Source organism: Algoriphagus sp. Y33 (assembly GCF_014838715.1).
Classification (GTDB): Bacteria; Bacteroidota; Bacteroidia; order Cytophagales; family Cyclobacteriaceae; genus Algoriphagus.
Genome location: NZ_CP061947.1, coordinates 5,302,885 through 5,321,664 on the forward strand (window position 1 = coordinate 5,302,885; position 18,780 = coordinate 5,321,664).

11 protein-coding genes are annotated in these 18,780 nt (G+C 42.7%); 9 read left to right on the plus strand and 2 right to left on the minus strand.

Annotated features, from left to right (window positions below):
* Positions 1 to 130: 130 nt before the first annotated feature.
* Both ID165_RS21730 and ID165_RS21735 read right to left on the minus strand, forming a co-directional pair.
* Positions 131 to 1,792: a carboxylesterase/lipase family protein gene (locus ID165_RS21730; RefSeq protein ID WP_192347522.1), complete on the minus strand. Its 1,662-nt coding sequence runs from the start codon at positions 1,790 to 1,792 to the stop codon at positions 131 to 133.
* A gap of 245 nt (positions 1,793 to 2,037) precedes the next feature.
* Positions 2,038 to 4,569, minus strand: coding sequence for a M14 family metallopeptidase (locus tag ID165_RS21735; protein ID WP_192347523.1), 2,532 nt, complete (start codon positions 4,567 to 4,569; stop codon positions 2,038 to 2,040).
* Between the two features lie 234 nt (positions 4,570 to 4,803).
* Here ID165_RS21735 and ID165_RS21740 point away from each other — a divergent pair, with 234 nt between their 5' ends.
* The 9 genes from ID165_RS21740 to ID165_RS21780 all read left to right on the plus strand — a co-directional run bounded on the left by ID165_RS21740 (position 4,804) and on the right by ID165_RS21780 (position 18,678).
* Complete coding sequence (locus ID165_RS21740; RefSeq protein ID WP_370539765.1) at positions 4,804 to 4,998, plus strand: DUF2892 domain-containing protein; 195 nt, start codon at positions 4,804 to 4,806, stop codon at positions 4,996 to 4,998.
* A 126-nt stretch (positions 4,999 to 5,124) separates the two neighbouring features.
* Complete coding sequence (locus ID165_RS21745) at positions 5,125 to 5,283, plus strand: hypothetical protein (RefSeq protein WP_192347525.1); 159 nt, start codon at positions 5,125 to 5,127, stop codon at positions 5,281 to 5,283.
* 63 nt (positions 5,284 to 5,346) lie between these two features.
* Positions 5,347 to 8,103, plus strand: a complete 2,757-nt coding sequence (locus tag ID165_RS21750; RefSeq protein ID WP_192347526.1) for a substrate-binding domain-containing protein — start codon at positions 5,347 to 5,349, stop codon at positions 8,101 to 8,103.
* Positions 8,104 to 8,578: 475 nt separating this feature from the next.
* Positions 8,579 to 11,728 (plus strand): TonB-dependent receptor, encoded by a 3,150-nt coding sequence (locus ID165_RS21755; RefSeq protein WP_192347527.1) that lies wholly within the window; start codon positions 8,579 to 8,581, stop codon positions 11,726 to 11,728.
* Positions 11,729 to 11,740: 12 nt separating this feature from the next.
* On the plus strand, positions 11,741 to 13,480 hold the full coding sequence (locus tag ID165_RS21760) for a RagB/SusD family nutrient uptake outer membrane protein (RefSeq protein WP_192347528.1): 1,740 nt from the start codon (positions 11,741 to 11,743) through the stop codon (positions 13,478 to 13,480).
* Positions 13,481 to 13,581: 101 nt separating this feature from the next.
* Entirely contained in the window at positions 13,582 to 15,096 is a 1,515-nt protein-coding gene (locus ID165_RS21765; protein ID WP_192347529.1) for a glycoside hydrolase family 32 protein, read from the plus strand.
* A gap of 36 nt (positions 15,097 to 15,132) precedes the next feature.
* The gene (locus ID165_RS21770) at positions 15,133 to 16,476 is read left to right on the plus strand and encodes a sugar porter family MFS transporter (RefSeq protein WP_192347530.1); all 1,344 of its coding nucleotides are present in this window, start codon (positions 15,133 to 15,135) and stop codon (positions 16,474 to 16,476) included.
* Positions 16,469 to 17,374: a carbohydrate kinase gene (locus tag ID165_RS21775; protein WP_192347531.1), complete on the plus strand. Its 906-nt coding sequence runs from the start codon at positions 16,469 to 16,471 to the stop codon at positions 17,372 to 17,374. Before ID165_RS21770 ends, ID165_RS21775 begins: the two co-directional genes overlap by 8 nt.
* A gap of 161 nt (positions 17,375 to 17,535) precedes the next feature.
* Positions 17,536 to 18,678 (plus strand): ATP-binding protein, encoded by a 1,143-nt coding sequence (locus ID165_RS21780; RefSeq protein ID WP_192347532.1) that lies wholly within the window; start codon positions 17,536 to 17,538, stop codon positions 18,676 to 18,678.
* Positions 18,679 to 18,780: the final 102 nt, after the last annotated feature.

Genomic DNA, 18,780 nt, shown 5'->3' on the forward strand with positions numbered 1-18,780 from the left:
TATTTGTGCAAATATATCAAATAATGCACAAATGAATATGCATAAATAGTAAAATATGCACATTCATTTGTGCAAAGTTGAAAGCGCAGAACTATATCAGTTATGCGTTTTCAACTTTGGGTAAGAGGAATTAAGCGGGCAAAGCTGCCAGCCCATTCGCATCGGGCTTGTTTTTTACAACTGCCGTATCATTTAAAATCATTGTTTCCCCGTTTTCGGGAGAATATGCAGGCCACTTTGGAAGAGCTCCGATGTTCGGATCGCCTGTTTTCATGAAGGCAAGGAGAGAAGCAGACATTTTCTCGGATAGCTTCCTTGGTCTATCTCCGCCACCGGTATGCGTGTACATGCGGTCGGTATTATCAAACCAAAAGCAAATATCTATGCAGTGAAATGCTTTCATTCTCCCTGAGTACAACGCAGGCTCCCAGCCAAACCAAGCTAAATAAACCGGGGCTTTTTGCTTGGACTTTGCATTGGCAGCGCTGATTGCCCCTTTTCTGTTGGACAAGATCATCGCCCAAAGATCAGCCGGAGAGGCTTCAGGGAAATCTTTGCGATAGGCTGTTATGATTTCTTCAGTGGCTTCGCCAAAGTTAGGATTCAATTTCTCAGCTACTCCCGCCCAGTCAATTTTCTCCAATTCGGGTACAGTACGGGTAGGATTCCACTCGTGGAATGTAGTGCAGATCATCAATGGAATATCAGAAGCCAATCCACTTTCTTGGGAAAAAAATTCGCCCTTCGGAATATTTACCCCATCAGCCACGGGGCTAAAACCACCTCGGAATCCTGGCAGTGGATGATCTTTGCGCATTTTTGCCATGGCTTTATTTGCGATATCTATATATTCTCTCCAACTCAATTCTTGCAACTTGTCCAAAGTATCGGGAGTCAAGCCCGCCTCTTTCATCACATATTCTCCTAAGGTCTGTGAATATTCGGGATCGGAAGCCTGAAGCATAGATCCACTAAGTGCAACACCTTTGTGCACCAGACCTTTTGCCGCAGGCATTGCCATAGTTGCGGTGACTTTTGCACCTCCACCTGACTGGCCCATGATCGTAACATTCCCGGGATCACCACCGAAATTGGCTATGTTGTCCCGAACCCATTCAAGGGAGGCAATGATATCCAGTTGGCTGACGTTTCCTGAATCGGCGTACTTGTCACCACCTACCTTCGACAGGTCTGTGAAACCGATTGGGCCAAGTCTGTGATTGATGGAGACGAACACCATATCACCTTTTTTGCTGAGATTTTCACCATGATAGCCATCTTGCTCTATACCGTTTCCATTGGTGAATCCACCGCCATGGAGCCAAACCAAAACAGGTCTTTTCTTGCTGTCCAAAGCAGGTGTCCACACATTTAGTTTGAGACAATCCTCACTTACGTCATCATAGTTCCAGTGATCAGCGAAGGAATAATCGGGGCTGGCATAGCGATTATCCATGATTTGGGGAGCAGTATTTCCCCACCAGATGGTTGGTTTTACATCAGTCCAAGGGGCAGGCTTTTTTGGAGCCATAAATCTGTTTTTGCCCGAAGTGTCTGCTCCATAAGGAATACCCAAAAATGTATAAATATCATTGAGGATGTAGCCTCTGACTTTTCCGGAATCTGTGTTTGCAATGGCAATGTCATCACCGATTTGGAGAAATTGACCACCGGCGGAAATTGGTTTGACAGTAGTATTTCCTTTTGAAGAAAAAGGAACCGCAGCGGCTAAGCCGAGTCCCGCAGTTCCTACGCCGACTTTCTTAAAGAATTCGCGTCTGTTGTTTTTCATGATGTTGGGTTTAATGCTAATAGTTTGATAGTAAACAAAATATACTTCAGTATTCGTTAAGTATGGTAATCCGGAGGTAATTCTATTCACCTTTTTTATTTAAATGGACGAATATTGTTTCAAAATGATAAAATAGATTTAGGGTAAAAAAAAACCAGCCACTTTTCAGCAGCCGGTCTTGATTTTCATATCTTGATATTAAAATCTATTTTCTTGGTTCTTGAATCTAATCTCTTGATTCTACTTTATTGTCCCACCATAAAAATCGCATTGCTCAGAATCAGTTTCCCTGATTCCCAGAAACCTCTGAAAACCGGGTCATCTACGAAATAGACGATTTCGCCACGCCCTACGTTTTCGACACCAATCGCCATAGATTCACCCATGGCTGATTTGATTTTGAATCCTATGTAACCGGTCCTATAAGCATCGTTGCTTGCGATTATTCCCGCATTTACTCCGTTGCTCAGGTAGGAGAATTTGCTCGAGTTATTTTTGAGTGCATAATATTTTCCGCCGGTTCCATACCCAAGTGGATGAGTTTCGTCCATTTTAACCTGATAAATTGCTCCCGCTGCACCGCCCGAAATTGCTAGGCGTTCACCTTCTTGATATGGAGCCAGACGTTCGGCTTTGGCCAGGGAATCGGCTACTTTTTCCGCTGCTTTTTTATCATCCTCACTATCAAAAGTCTTTAACGCAAAGCCTTCTTTATCGGCAAAGAGGTTCAGTGCTCCATCAATTACGATCAGCTTTCCGCCAGCGCGAACCCATTCCATGATATTTTTCTGGGCTTGTTCGCTTAGTCCCCCACCCCGCATGGAAGGCATGATAAGTACATTGTATTTGCTCAGGTCATATCGGGCTAAATTGTTCAGCTCCAGATTCACCAAAGGATAGTTGAGATCTTTTTCGAAGAAATGCCAGATAGCTCCGTAATTCAGGGAATTAGTTCCTTCTCCACCGACTAGGGCCACTTTTGGCGCCTTGACCACACGGATGTTTGGTGAGCCAAAATCTTTTCCTTTGTCCACATAGCCGCTCATGGTAGTAGCTAATGTCACTTGAAACTTATTGGCAATATCGATGACTTTTTGGTCGAAATTTGGCACATATTGATTTCCACCTTTGGTGATCATCAGTGATCCTGCCGGGAAGCTTTTTCCTTCTACATCGAAAGGAAATTCATTGTATTTCACCCGGATGTCCGCAGTCAGCAAAGCAGAAAGAAATGCCGCATCGCGGGTTCCTTCCCATGCTGCAATATATGCTACCGGAGTTTTACCGGCGACATTCTCCGTGAAGACCGGTTTCTTATATTCACCGGCTGCGTTTACACGGGACTCTAGCGCATAAGCCTCCAGTCCGTAGGCATAGGGCATAGACCAGCTAGTGATGTCGTAGGTGATGCTGTCATGCAAGGCAGGATTTGGCTCAAATAAAAGCTGAGTCAATACGGACTTTGGCTGGTAGGCATTGATGATAATGTCTTCCTCGCCGGTAGAGAAAGATTCATTTTTTCCTGATCCGTAAGAGAATCCCTTTAGTCCTGATTTAGTACCTGCTTTGCCATATGTAATTCCATTTTTATCCAGCAATTCAAGGAGCTTTGCTACTTGAGCTGGATTACTTTCTCCTTTGATCACAAAGCTTTTGTACTGGCTTTTCGGGGAGGAGGAGCTCTCAGCAAAGAATTTTTCGAACTCGGAAAGTAATTTTTCACCGTTTTTGGCGGTCACTTCGGCGGCAGACATTGCTGCGGTGTAATGACCCTGGATTCTATAGCTTAACGTTACCGTGTCACCGACGGCATCAAATCCACCAATCCCTGCCTGTCCGCCGCCTCCTTGCTCGATAGTCATGCCGATAGCACCGTTGAACATAGGATAGGAATCGCCATAAGAAGGGTAAAGTAAATCGAAACGCTCCTTCGTGAAGTAAAATCTTCCGGCTTCATCGAAGTATTTGGCAGTATTTCTTCCAAAAATATCCTGGAACTCATGCTGCCAAGAAGTCAACTGCTCATGAAGAGGCTCAGCAGCAGGAGCCATGTAAAATGGATTATTGATGCCCTGCTCGTGGAAATCCAAATGTAACTGAGGCATCCACTGGTTATAGAGCTTCATTCTTGCCTGAGATTCTACCTGGACCTGCCAAGCCCAATCACGGTTGAGGTCGAATAGGTAGTGGTTTGCACGTCCGCCCGGCCAAGGCTCGTTATGCTCCACTGATTGTAAATCCGGCTGAAGGGTTGTATTCATTTTCTGGTTGTACCAGTTCGAGTAGCGGTCACGACCGTCTGGATTGATACATGGGTCTATGATGACCACTTGGTTTTTTAGCCACTCCTGAGAAGTGGTATTTTCAGGATTTGCCAGGGTATAAAATGAAGAAATCGCAGCCTCCATTCCCACAGACTCATTTCCATGGACATTGAAAGACATCCAGTTGATCGGAACTGAGGTGGTAGGATTACCTTCCATCATGCCTGTTCTCTTAAGATTATCGGTACGGATTTGCTCCAGATCAGCCATGTTCTCAGCACTGGATAGAATGGCGACAATCAGCGGACGCTTTTCATTGGTTTCTCCATATTGGATGAGTGTGACATTGGGGTTGTTCGCAGCGATATGCTCAAAGTAATCGACCATGCGGTGATGAGGAGTGAACCGATCACCGGGCTTATAGCCCAAAAACTGCTCAGGGGTTTGGATCTGAGCCCATGAGAATGTGGCGATCGAAAAAACGAATAGGAGGATGAGTAAGAGTTTTTTCATAAAGAAGTGGTAGGGAATTACGGCATGAATTTAAAAGGAAATGTTTTTTACATAGCCACCGATTAAAAAAAGCTTTGGTAAAGAATAGTGGTTCAAATCGGTAAATCAAATTTTCCAATTAAGAGGTAAGATCATCCTATGTGCTCAATGTGACAAAAGTCGCTGTTTACTAGAGCTTTCCTGCGGAAATTACACTGGTAAATTTTGTAACAACTAACAATCATGAAAAAGAACATGGGGTCCGCGGATAAAGTCATTCGTTTGCTAATTGCGGTTAGCATAGCAGTATTATACTTCACAGGGACAATTTCTGGAACATTAGCACTAGTGTTGGGTGTACTGGCAGTGATTTTTGCAGCTACAGCACTTATAAGTTATTGTCCCTTATACTTACCATTTGGGATTAATACTCGCAAGAAGATAGGTTAGGAGAGTTTTTGACAATGGAACTTTCGTCATTTGGAGATAGATGCCTGGTAGATCTTATCAGGCATTTTCTATTTTATCTAGTATACTTCTAATCTCATGACTTTCACTGGTCTTGAAATTTTTACCATGAAAATCGTAAATACTACTTTCGGGTTTCATGGTAAAATACCGAGGAATTTTCCCATTGCTTCAGGAATACCTTCCATTTTCCCAGCTGTTGTTCTCTTAGAGCCAAGACAGGTAGAGAAAACTACGCACGTCAAGAACCTGAATCTTGACAAGTAGAGTATTTATATTCCCTCTATAATCTTTTCTATCTTTACTTGCATTACTAGACTTAAACTATTTATGAAGAGCTTGCTCTATTCAACATTAAGTGTACTGGTATTTTCTACTATATCTGTCCTATTTCTTTCTTGTGAAGAGCGAAGGGATGAGAAATTTGTAATAGGATTTTCGCAATGTGTTGGTAATGATGCCTGGAGACATGCAATGCACGAGGAGATGTTTAGGGAGTTGTCTTTCTATCCGAATCTCAGCTTGGAAATAAAGGATGCTAACGGAAACAGTGATTTACAGATAGCGCAAATCCGGGAATTTGAAAAACAAGGGGTTGACCTGTTGATAGTGTCTCCCAATGAATCTGAGCCGATCACTCCTATAGTAGAGGAGATTTTTAGATCAGGCACTCCCGTTATCGTGGTGGATAGGAAGATTAATTCCAATCAATATTCAGCCTATATTGGGGGCAATAATTATGAGATTGGCTACACAGTAGGGCAATATGTCCGAAATATTTTTGACAAAGAGGTTAAAATACTGGAAATATGGGGTCTCAGGGGAAGTTCTCCTGCAAGGGATAGGCATCAGGGTCTGATAGATGCTTTAGGTAGTTCGGCGTATGTAATAGTGGACCAGCTTGAAGGGGAGTGGGAGAAGACCATAGCAAAAGAGAGACTTCGTAACTACCTGGCAGACCAAGCAAACCATGGCTTTGACATGATATTTGCCCACAACGATGTGATGGCGATTTCAGCCCGAGAGGTTTGTGATGAACTTGGGATAGGGGGTAAAAAAGTAATCGGGATTGATGCCTTACCGGGTCCTTATGCGGGCTTGCAGGCCGTAACTGACGGAGTTCTTAATGCAACGTTTTTTTACCCAACGGGGGGTGATAAAGCGATAGAAGTAGCTTGGAAGATCTTACAAAGAGAAAGCTTTCAGAAAGAGAATCTTTTACAAACAGCTGCGGTGGACTCTTCCAATGTGAGGATCATGAAGCAACAGACTGACAGAATTATCAATCAGCAGGCAAATATTTCCCGGCAAAGTGAAATGATTGCCAATCAAATTGAAATTTACCAGAGTCAAAAGGGACTGTTGATTGTGTTTGGGATCACCCTTTTCATAGCCATAGTCTCCTTGGCCTATGTTTTCAAGTCACTGAGAGATAAACAGAAAATCAATAAAGAGCTTCAAAATAAAAATGACGAAGTCTTAGAGCAGCAACAAAAAATCATGGACTATTCTAAGCAGGCAGAACAGGCTACCCAGCAAAAGCTTGAATTTTTCACTAATATTTCACACGAGTTTAGGACTCCACTAACTCTGATCCAAGGTCCTATAGAAGAAATGCTTCAGAATAAAGATGCCTCAGTGTTCAAAAGCGACTTGTTTTTGATCAGGAAAAACACCTACAGATTGCTCAGATTGGTGAATCAGTTGATGGATTTTAGGAAAATAGATGGGGATAAAATGGCTATAAATGCCTCCCAACAAGCCTTGGTCCCTTTTTTGGAAGACATCATGTCTGTATTTAGCAAAACCGCAGAGGACAATCAAATTCGCTTCAAATTGATGTGTGAAGAGCCTCATATCAAGCTTTGGTTTGACCCCGCTATGATGGATAAGGTGATCTTCAATTTGCTGTCAAACTCTTTTAAGTTTACGCCCCGAAAAGGGTTTGTTTATCTGAAGGTCTCCCAGGACATGCCCAGCTATGAAGTAGTAATAGAGGTGGTGGACAATGGAGAAGGAATGAACCATGAGGAAGTTTTGCATGTGTTTGACAGATTTTATCAGGGGAGTTCAGGCGTGAGGAAGGTCGGAACCGGTTTGGGGTTGGCCTTGGCCAAAGAGTTGGTAGAACTTCAGCACGGTAAGATTGTAGCGAAGAGCTTCAAGGGAGAAAACACTGTCTTTGAAATTAGGTTGAAGATGGGAAATGGGCATTTCAGTTCGGATGAATTATCAGAAAATTCCCTTCTCGGCCAAGTTTTGGATCATGAATCCTATATCTCCGAATACGATGATTTGGAGGAAGAGGAAAGACAGCCTGAACCGTCACAGACAATCTTGATAGTGGAGGATGATCCTGAGATCAGAAATTATCTCAAAAAAAGACTTTCAGGGGAATATAGGGTTTTGGAGTCAGGTGATTGTGTCTCCGCACTTTCGATTGCAATGGATGTAGTGCCGGATCTGATCACCTGTGACTTAATGCTGAAAAATGAAGATGGGCTGGATTTAATAAAAAAGCTGAAAGCAGACCCTAAGACATCCCCGATACCGATTATCGTAATCTCTGCCAAAACATCCCATGAGGATCAATTGACAGGGGTCAAGACAGGCATAGACGATTATATTACCAAGCCGTTTAACATGGCATTTGTCAAAGAACGTATCAAAGCCATACTTACAAATAGATCAAAAATCAAGTCACATTATCTTCATGAATTGCCCGCGTCTGATCCTACAGCTCAAGTGGACAGGTCAGAAAGAAAATTTGTCAATGCCTTTACTTCCTTGATAGAGCAGAATATTGGTAATCCGAATTTTGGTGTAAATGAGATCGGCAAGGAAATGGGCTTGTCTAGAGGGCAATTATACAGAAAAGTCAAATCTACCCTAGGCTATAGTGTCAATGACTACATTGTCAAAATCAGGTTAAAAAAGGCAAAGTATTTATTGATCAGTGACACCTGTGGCATTGCAGAAGTAGCCTTTAAGACAGGTTTCAAAACTTCAGCGTATTTTTCTACGGTTTTCAAGAATGCATTTGATTATACTCCAAGTGAATTCAGAGAAAGTCAGGGGCAGAAATGAAACAAAATTGAAATCATGGAACAGATTTGAAATCCTTGGATTTTGATTTGAGACTCCGAAATCGATTGCATGAGATCTACAAGCCATTTTTTGATGTGAAATCATGCGGTGAATCAAATTTATAAGTTTTAGACACTTATTTAAAATATTTTATTTTTCGATAGGTCTAGATTGGCGTCAATAATAGACCCAATGGACAAGAATACAATACATTATACTTCAATAGCGCCGGAAAACGGCTTTCTCTCTGTGGTCATCCACCTAGAGCCGTGGGGGATTTTCTCCATTTTTTTATCCTGTAAGATTTTACAGCCGCTGTTTGTGCTCTCTATCATGCCAGCGACCAAGAGCAGACCACTTGAATTTATCCTGAAGGATTCTACTACAACTTAAACTCCGCCTATTTATAAATCTAAAGTGGATCTCTGTGCCAGCCTTTAAAAATGATTAATCCAACAATAAACCCTTTAATTCTATGAAAAAACAAATTTTACTAATCTTTCTGGCGTTTCTGCTTGCTTCACCTCTGTTGGCTCAACAAAGAGAGGTGACTGGAACAGTAACTGACAAAACCTTTGGGGAAAGCATCCCTGGGGTGACGGTCTCTGTAAAAGGGACCACAAGAGGAGTTGTGACGGATATTGATGGGAAATATAGCCTGTCTGTTTCCGGTGAAGAATCTTTGATGTTTTCGTTTGTAGGATATGCCTCATTGACGGAGGTAGTAGGTAACAGAAGTATCATTGATGTGACACTTGAAGAGAATATTTCTGATTTAGACGCAGTGGTTGTAGTGGGCTATGGCAGTCAGAGAAAGGCAGATGTAACAGGGGCAATCGTATCGGTTGATTTGGGCCCCGTTCAAGGTCAAAGTATGAGTTCCGGTAATGCCATGCAAGCATTGCAGGGAAGAGTGGCGGGCTTGACGGTAGAGAAATCCGGCGATCCTTCCGGAGCCAGTTCAAGAGTCCTGATCAGGGGAGTATCTACTCTGGGAAATAATGACCCGCTTTATGTGATCGATGGTGTGCCGACCAAAAGGCCGGAAGTATTTGCAAGTCTCAATCCTGAGGCTATTGAATCCATTCAGGTGTTGAAGGATGCTTCTGCATCGTCCATATATGGATCTAGAGCGGCAAATGGAGTGATTGTGGTGACCACCAAAAATAGGGCATCAGGAGGAGAGAGCCTAAGTGTGACTATCAATTCCAATTTTTCCATTCAATCAGAAAAGCAGCAGCGTTACAACATGCTGAATTCAAGGCAAAGAGGTGAGGTACTTTGGAGGGCGATGGTGAATGATGGCGCAGATCCCAATTCCGGATATGGTGAGATTTACAATTTTGACTGGAACGGGGATTTTGATAACCCTGTATTGAATTCCGTATCCGAAAGGCCATTCGTTGGAGGGGATCCGAATGTCCCTGTTGGAGATACTGACTGGCAAGATGAAGTATACCAAACAGGGTATGTGTTCAACAACGAAGTTACCGTGTCAACCAATACTGAAAAGTCATCACTGATGATCAATTTGGGGCATTTGAAGAACACAGGTATCATGAAGCACACAGGCTTTGAAAGATATAGTGCAAGGATCAATGCCAATACCTACCTGTTTGATGATAAGCTGAGATTTGGAATCAATATGCAGGCCACTAATTCAAATGAAACTCCGGCAGCTAGAGATGTGGGGAATGCACCGACTCCCGGCTTGGCCATTACTTTAGCACCTACCATTCCGGTGCGAGGTTTAGATGGGGAATTTGCGGGGCCATTGGGAGCAGGTTATTCTGATAGAAATAACCCTCTACTGATGCAGTATTTAAATCGTTGGGACAATAACCGTAAAAATAATTTTTACGGGAACGTATTTGCTGAGTGGAACATTCTTGAAAATTTCACATACAAAACCAGCGTAGGGATCGACTACGGGTCGTTTTTCAGAAGAGACATTGAGCCTAGGGTGAGAAATGGGTTTATTACCAGATCAAATAATAGACTGATCCATGACACCAATGAGTTTTCCAGTTTGGTGTTTTCCAATACACTTAACTATAAAATAGTAGCAGGGATACATAGGATTGATATTTTGGCCGGAGTAGAAGCAATCAGAGATGATTTTTCTTCTACCATTGCCATTGCGGATGGTTTTGCTGTTGAAACCGATAGTTATTTTGTATTGGATGCTGCCACAGGGGCAAGAACAAACAATGGCAGGACTTCGGGAAATAGGCTGTTTTCGCAGTTTGGGAAAATTGACTATGCTTTATCTGATAAGTACTTAGCTTCTTTCACCATTAGAAGAGACGGCTCTTCAAGATTTGGCAAAAACAACCGGTACGGTGTGTTTCCGGCTATGACCGTGGGATGGAGATTGAGTGAAGAGAAATTTATCAAACAAATCACCCAGATTTCGGATTTGAAATTTAGAGCAGGATATGGTGTAGTGGGTAACCAGGAGATTGGAGATTTGGCAAGGTTTGGTCTTTATGAAGCCAGATATGGGCCTAATCAATCGCAATATGTAGGAGGCTTTTTTGAGTTTTATTACAACGTGGGAACAGCTTATGACATTGCCGGGAACGACACGGGTACACTTCCATCGGGTTTTGTTTCCATCCAAGCGGAAAATCCTGATTTGAAATGGGAGACAACTAAAGAAGTGAACTTGGGGTTGGATTTTAGCTTATTTGATTATGCTATTACGGGTTCTTTTGATTATTTCCGAAGAAATACCAGTGATATTCTGACAACACCGCCGATTGCGTCGGTGATAGGGGAAGGACAGCAAAGAGTGCTGAACGGTGCTTCTACTGAGACGCAAGGTTGGGAACTGATGTTGAGTTATCATAAGAAGTTTGTCAATGGGATAAGTTTGACGGTAAACACCAACTTTGGTGCATTCAGGGATAAGATTACAGATTTGCCTGAAGAAGTGAGGGCGGCCTTTCCCGGTACAGCTCAAAACTCCATTATTGGACAGTCCCAGTTCTCAATTTTTGGATACAAAGCTGACGGGCTTTTTCAAAATCAGGAAGATGTCACCAATAGTCCAACCCAAATAGGAGCCCGACCAGGAGGGATCAAGTTTGTTGATCTCAATGGTGATGGAATTATCGACGCTGATGATAGAGACTTCATCGGTACCACCCTTCCGGCATTGGAATACGGAATTGGGGTGAATTTGAACTACAAAAGCTTTGATTTTGCAATCTTCGGTTCTGGAGTGACAGGAAGAATCGGCCAAGATCCCTACATCTTCTGGAATAATTTCACTCAGGGAAGAGAAAATGCAGGACTTGGGGTACTGAATGCATGGACTCCCGAGAATACCAATACGGATATTCCGGCACTATCCCTTGCATTTAATGACACACAGACTTCGGATTATCTTTTTAGAAACAACTCGTATTTCAAAATCAGAAATATGCAGTTGGGGTATTCTTTACCGGAATCCTTACTGGAAAAGGTAAGCGGTTTGGGTAGTGCGAGAGCTTATGTTCAGGGAGAGAATCTTTTCTGGTTTACCCCAAAGAACTATATAGGTTCGGATCCAGAGCGTACAGATGTAAACAGAATCCCTGTTCCTTCAGTGTATTCCTTGGGTTTAAGTATCAGTTTTTAACCAACAGAAATCATGAAAAAATCAATAAAATATAGCTTTACCCTAGTTTTTCTATTGAGCGCATTCTCTTGCTCAGATTTTCTTGAATACGAACCCCGGGGAGTATTGTCCAGTGAAAATGTCAGCACACCTGCCAATGCAGAGTCACTGGTGATCTCTGCGTATGCAGGGATTGGCAATGACGAGATGATAGGGTCTATCACCAGCATGTGGGTATATGGTAGTGTTAGGTCTGACGATGCTTATAAAGGAGGCGGCGGACGTGGCGATGTGAACGAAATTGACAGATATGAGCAATACAACCTGACTATTCCCGACATGGGAGACGCCATGGCTCCAAGGACTTGGACAAATTATTATAAGGCCATTTCGAGAGCGAATTTTGCTTTGAAGGTAATCAACGAGATCCCTTTGGAAGATTATCCGAATAAGACAATCCGTCAGGCAGAGTTGAGGTTTTTGAGGGCGCACTCCCACTTTATGTTAAAAATGCTCTTCAAAAAAATCCCGATCATTACAGAGGATCTGACTCAGGAAGAAATCGCACAAGTCACCAATGATGTACCCAATGATGATTTGTGGAATAAAATTGCCGAAGATTTCTTGTATGCTTATGATAATTTGCCACAGTTTCAGGATGAAGCAGGCCGTGCAAACAAAAACGCTGCTGCTGCCTATCTGGCTAAATTGAGACTATATCAAGCGTACGAGCAGGATGACCAACACCAAGTGGTCAATATCAATAGAGACAGGCTGGAAGAGGTGATCCGATATGCGGATGAAGTGCAGGGCTCTTTGGAACCTGATTATGGGAACAATTTTTTGAACGGATTTGATAATGGTCCAGAATCCATTTGGGCAGTTCAGTTTTCCATTAATGATGGCACAGTCGTGAGTAGAGTTAGCTATGTGACAGGATTGAACTCGCCGCACGGTACGGACTTATATGGATGTTGTGGCTTCCATCTTGCCAGTCAAAATATGGTCAACGCGTTCAAAACAACCAGTGAGGGGCTTCCATTATTGGACGACTTCAACAGCCAGAATATATTTGATGCTGTGAGTCCGAACGGAACCACACCATTGGCATCAGGCGCGACAATAGATCCCAGACTAGATCATACTGTAGGTATTCCGGGCAGACCGTTCAAGTATAGGAATACCCTCAATAGCCAAGGAGATATGGTTTACAATTTTTCTTGGGCTAGAGATCCGGGAGTTTATGGGTATTTCGGAAATATGAAAGAGCAACAAGCTCCTGATTGTAGCTGCTATGTAAAGGAAGGCCCATTCATGGGGACATCCAAAAATATCGATTTCATCAGGTATGCAGATGTGTTACTGTTCAAAGCGGAGGCATTGATCCAGCTGGATCAATGGAATGATGCACTTCCAATTATCAATCAAATCCGTGAACGGGCCGGTCAAAGTACATCAAGACCATTGGCCGCCGGAGCGAGCGATGTTTATAAAGTAGCTCCTTACACATCTTTCGCAAGTAAAGATTTTGCACTTAAAGCTCTAAAATTTGAAAGAAGACTTGAGTTTGCCATGGAAGGTCATAGATTCTTCGACTTGGTGAGGTGGGGAGAAGCCGCTCCTGTACTAAATGCATATTTGGATGCAGAAAAGCAGAGAAAAGACTTCTTAAGTAACGCAAGATTCACAGCCGGAAGGGATGAATACTACCCAATCCCCCAACGTGAAATAGACTTTACTAAAGGGGTATATACTCAAAATCCCGGATACTGATAGAATTGATAGACTACATGCTTTTGGTTACCCATAGGCATGTAGTCTATTTATATATAGCTATCGGGATGATCCATCCATAAAAAGAAAATTATAAACAGATGAAAATTAAGAATATTAAGTACCTTTTTGCGGTATTGGCAGTGGTACAGTTTTCCTGCCAGCCTCAGGAAAAGAACACTTCGACTATTGTAGACAAGGGAAGTGCTTTTGACGAGCCTTTCCGTCCCCAATATCACTTTACTCCTTCTGCCAATTGGATGAATGATCCCAATGGTATGGTTTACTATGAGGGAGAGTATCACTTGTTTTACCAGCATCATCCGGAGGGCAATACCTGGGGGCCGATGCATTGGGGACATGCGATTTCCAAGGATTTGGTACATTGGGAGCATCAGCCAATAGCAATTTTTCCTGATGAGCATGGGACTATTTTTTCAGGATCTGCTGTTGCAGATCTCAAAAACACCTCTGGTCTAGGGACTGCCGATAACCCACCTCTGGTAGCGATTTTCACCTATCATAATGCAGAAGCAGAGAAAGAGGGGAAAATCGACTTTCAAACACAAGGCATAGCGTATAGCGTGGACAAGGGCAGGACTTGGCAGAAGTATGAAGAGAATCCTGTACTGAAGAATCCCGGGATCAAAGATTTCCGTGACCCAAAAGTGGATTGGATCGAAGACGGTAATGGTGGTGGTCAGTGGATCATGAGTCTTGCCGTAAAGGATAAGATCTCCTTTTACAGTTCCCCAAATTTGATAGACTGGACACACCAGAGTGATTACAATCCTTCTTGGGCAGCGTATGGAGGTGTTTGGGAGTGCCCGGACTTGTTTAAGCTGAAGACTCCTGAGGGCAATGATAAATGGGTGCTCTTTGTGAGTATCAATCCTGGCGGACCCAATGGAGGATCTGCTACCCAATATTTCATAGGGGATTTCGATGGTAAAAATTTTAAAGCAGATGATGAGCAGGTAAAATGGCTTGATTACGGAGCAGACAACTATGCGGGAGTGACTTGGTCCAATGTGCCTAAAGAAGACGGAAGAAGGTTGTTTATTGGCTGGATGAGTAATTGGCTGTATGCCAATCAGGTGCCTACCGAAATCTGGAGGTCTGCCAATACTTTGCCCAGATCGTTGGAGATTTTTAGTGACAAAGGCAATTATTTATTGGCGTCAAGGCCCGTGGTGGAGATCGAAAAAATAAGGACTTCATCTGAATCGCTCAAAGGAAAAGGAATCAATATTTCCAGTGAACTGGCAGAAATAGAGCTAGAACTGGATTCAGATGAATTTGAGCTGGTTTTGTCCAATGATAATGGGGAAAAAGTAACCATGACTAAAAAGGGGAATGAGATTTTTGTGGATAGAAGCCTGTCCGGTCTGACAGGGTTTAGCCAAGAGTTTGCAAATCTCCACACCATTCCTGATTTGGGCTTGGATTTGAAGAAGCTCAGAATATTTATTGACAGGTCATCCTTGGAGCTGTTTTTCAATAACGGGGAGCTTGTCATTACGGAGATTGTATTTCCAGAATCTCCTTATACCAAGCTAACAACAAGTGGATTTAACGAAACCGTAAACATCCATACACTAAGTTCAGCTTGGTGAACTAAAATACTTACAAGGCAGAAATAATAAGATATAATGCAAAGCAAAAACTATGTGCTTTTTCTCTCCATCACAGCAGCATTGGGAGGGTTTTTATTTGGGTTTGATACCGCTGTGATATCCGGAGCAGAACGGGACATTCAAGTGTTGTGGGAATTGACAGACCTTAAGCATGGCCTGGCTGTAGCCATTGCCCTATACGGTACGGTCATAGGGGCGCTCTTCGGAGCTATCCCTGCTGACCGATTCGGAAGGAGAGCATCGCTACTTTGGATAGGGGTGTTTTACCTCGTGTCTGCTTTGGGATCTTCGTTGGCACCGGATATCAATTCCTTTATGTTTTTTAGATTTTTGGGAGGACTCGGAGTAGGTGCTTCCTCTGTGGTGGCCCCTATGTATATTTCTGAAATCGCTCCAGCCAGCAGACGTGGTCAGCTAGTTGCGCTCTACCAGTTCAACATCGTTTTCGGGATATTAATGGCCTATTTTTCCAATTACCTTATTGGTACGGCGAACCTCAATGATGCTTGGAGATGGATGCTGGGGGTAGAAGTTTTGCCTGCATTAATTTATACTGCGTTGATTGTAAAAGTGCCAAAAAGTCCAAGATGGCTGATTGCAAAACAGAAAGATTTTGACGGGGCTAGGGTTATTTTGACGAGAACGGATCCTGAAGGTGTCGATGAAGCGATGGAACTGGCTATTGAAGAAAGCAAGAAGATCAGGGGAAAGGCTACCCTATCGATGCTCTTTAGTACTAGGTTTAGGAGGATCAGCTTTATGGCAATTTTGATGGCATGTTTCAATCAGTTGTCGGGGATCAATGCGATTATATACTTTGCCCCAAGGATATTTGAATCAGCAGGTATCGCAAATGAGACAGCCTTGATCTCTACCATAGGAATTGGAGTGATCAATCTGGTTGCGACCATGGCAGGTTTATATCTGATTGACAAAATCGGCAGAAAAATGCTGATGTATATTGGTTCTGTAGGGTATATTATCTCTCTTTCCTTGATGGCTTATAGCTATTTTGGAGGAGCGATAGATAGTAGCTTATTGCCCTATTTTGTATTTGCCTTTATTGCTGCACATGCGATTGGACAGGGGGCTGTAATATGGGTGTTTATCTCGGAGATTTTTCCCAATGAACTCCGGGCTTTTGGCCAGTCTATGGGATCGTTCACCCACTGGATTTTGGCTGCGCTGATCGCAAATATTTTCCCTTTAGTTGCCAATCGCTATGGAGCGGGGAGCATTTTCGCTTTTTTTGGATTGATGATGGTATTGCAACTCATTTGGGTTGCGACGAGGATGCCTGAGACCAAAGGAAGATCTCTGGAAAAGATTCAAAATGATTTACAAAAATACCATGACTAAGAAAGTTGTTTGTTTTGGAGAGATGCTCTGGGATTGTTTTCCGGATTGTGAAATAGCAGGCGGTGCACCGATGAATGTTGCTTTGCATTTGAAGCAACTGGGGCTGGAAGTACAAATGGTCTCAAGGTTAGGGAATGATGAATATGGAAGAAAACTTCTGGATTTTGTCAAAGGCTATGACCTGAATACGGATTTGATCCAAGGGGATTTGGAACATCCTACCGGTATGGTCTTGGTCGATGATACGAATAAGGAAAATATCAAATATGATATTGTAGCTCCATCTGCTTGGGATTTTATACGTCTGACAGAAGAAAATCTACAGGCAGTCACAGAAGCTGATGCGCTGGTGTTTGGCAGTCTTGGAGTAAGAAATGAAATGTCTTGGAATACACTCTATCACCTCGTTCAACAACCTGTGTTGACCATTTTTGATATAAATCTTCGTGAACCTTTCATTGATTTTAACAAGATAGAAAGCTTGTTGAAGTATGCTCATATTTTAAAAATCAATGAAGATGAATTAGCGTTTCTAGCCGATTATTTTGAAATCGAAAACGTAAATGACCATAAAAACAACTTGGATTCTATAAAAGCATTTTGTGATTTTATGGTTGCCCAATATCCTGTTGAAATTATCTGTATCACACTTGGAAGCAACGGGGCTATGATTTATTGCCAAGGAGAAATCACAAAGCATGATGGGTATAAAATACAGGTTGAAGATACAATAGGTTCAGGAGATGCTTTTCTAAGTGGTTTTGTGAAGATGTACTTGGAAGGCAAAAAGCCAATGGAAATTTTAGACTTTTCCTGTAAAATGGGAGCATATGTTGCCACTCAGCAGGGCGGGACACCAAAGTATAAGTTGGAGGAATTCATTAAGCCTGTAGAATAAGGAAATCCTGTAGGGTTAGGCTGTACTCCGACGGATCAATAACTCACATAAGGGAAAGTTCTTTGCATCAGATTTCTCCGTATTAGGTAGATATCTGGGTATTTATTACTGATATGTTTTAATATTTACCATGAAAATCGTAAATCATACTTTCGATTTTCATGGTAAAAGATCGATTAATTCTCCCATTGCTTCAGGAATACCTGTCAATTTTCCCTGCTGTAGGTCTTCTTGGCCCAAGGCAGGTGGGGAAGACCACGCTTGTAAAAAACCTGAATCTCGGCAAGGAGAGTATTTATATTGATCTGGAAAAAGCCTCTGACCGCGCCAAATTGGTAGATGCGGAGCTTTTTCTTAAAGGGCATGCAGAGAAAACGGTTATTCTCGATGAGATTCAATTGATGCCTGAGCTTTTTTCAGAACTGAGAAGTTTGATCGATGAGCAGCGTGAGCCGGGTAGATTTATTCTTCTGGGTTCGGCATCGCCGGATTTGATCCGCAAAAGTGCAGACACGCTTGCCTGCAGAATTGGGTACTTGGAACTGACACCTTTTTTCTGGGAAGAAGTGGCAGCGGATGAGTTGGAAAAACTCTGGATCCGTGGAGGATTTCCCTTGTCGTTTTTGGCAAGAAGTGAGAGAGAGTCACAGTTGTGGAGGCAGAACTTTATCAAAACGTATCTGGAGAGAGACTTGGCGCAGATAGGATTGAGTACCGATCCAAGGCTGGTGGAGCGATTCTGGATCATGCTGGCAAATGCGCAGGGAGGAATATGGAATGGAGAAAGTTTTGCACGCGCTTTGGGAATTACACGTCCTACGGTAAACCGGTATTTGGAATATTTGGAAGGCTCTTTTATGGTTCGTGTACTATCCCCATTTCATCAGAATATCAAAAAACGCCTGGTAAAATCTCCCAAGGTTTTTATACGGGATGCGGGTTTGCTGCATTCGCTGACGGGTGTGACTTCCATGGATTCCTTGATTAATCAGGTGTTAGTCGGTGCTTCTTGGGAAGGGTTTGTGATTGAACAGATTACGGCGACTTTCTGGCAGGAATATGACTATTATTTCTACCGGACGCATCAGGGCGCAGAATGTGACCTGCTTTTGGTAAAAAATGGTCAGGTCAAAACTGCGATAGAAATAAAAAATACCCTTTCCCCAAAACTCACGAAAGGACTTCAGATCTCCATGGAAGATACCGGAGCGGAAGAGGGAGTGGTGATCTGCAGGATTGATCAGGGCTTCCCGCTGTCGGCTAAGGTAAAGGCGATGGGATTGAGGGAGTTTTTGGATAATTAGTTAAGTATGGTAGTTCAAGTCTTCCGACTTGGACTTATGGAAATGCAGTCTTCAGACTGCTGCAGATAAAAACGTAAGTATCTTACTTACAACAATCTGTTA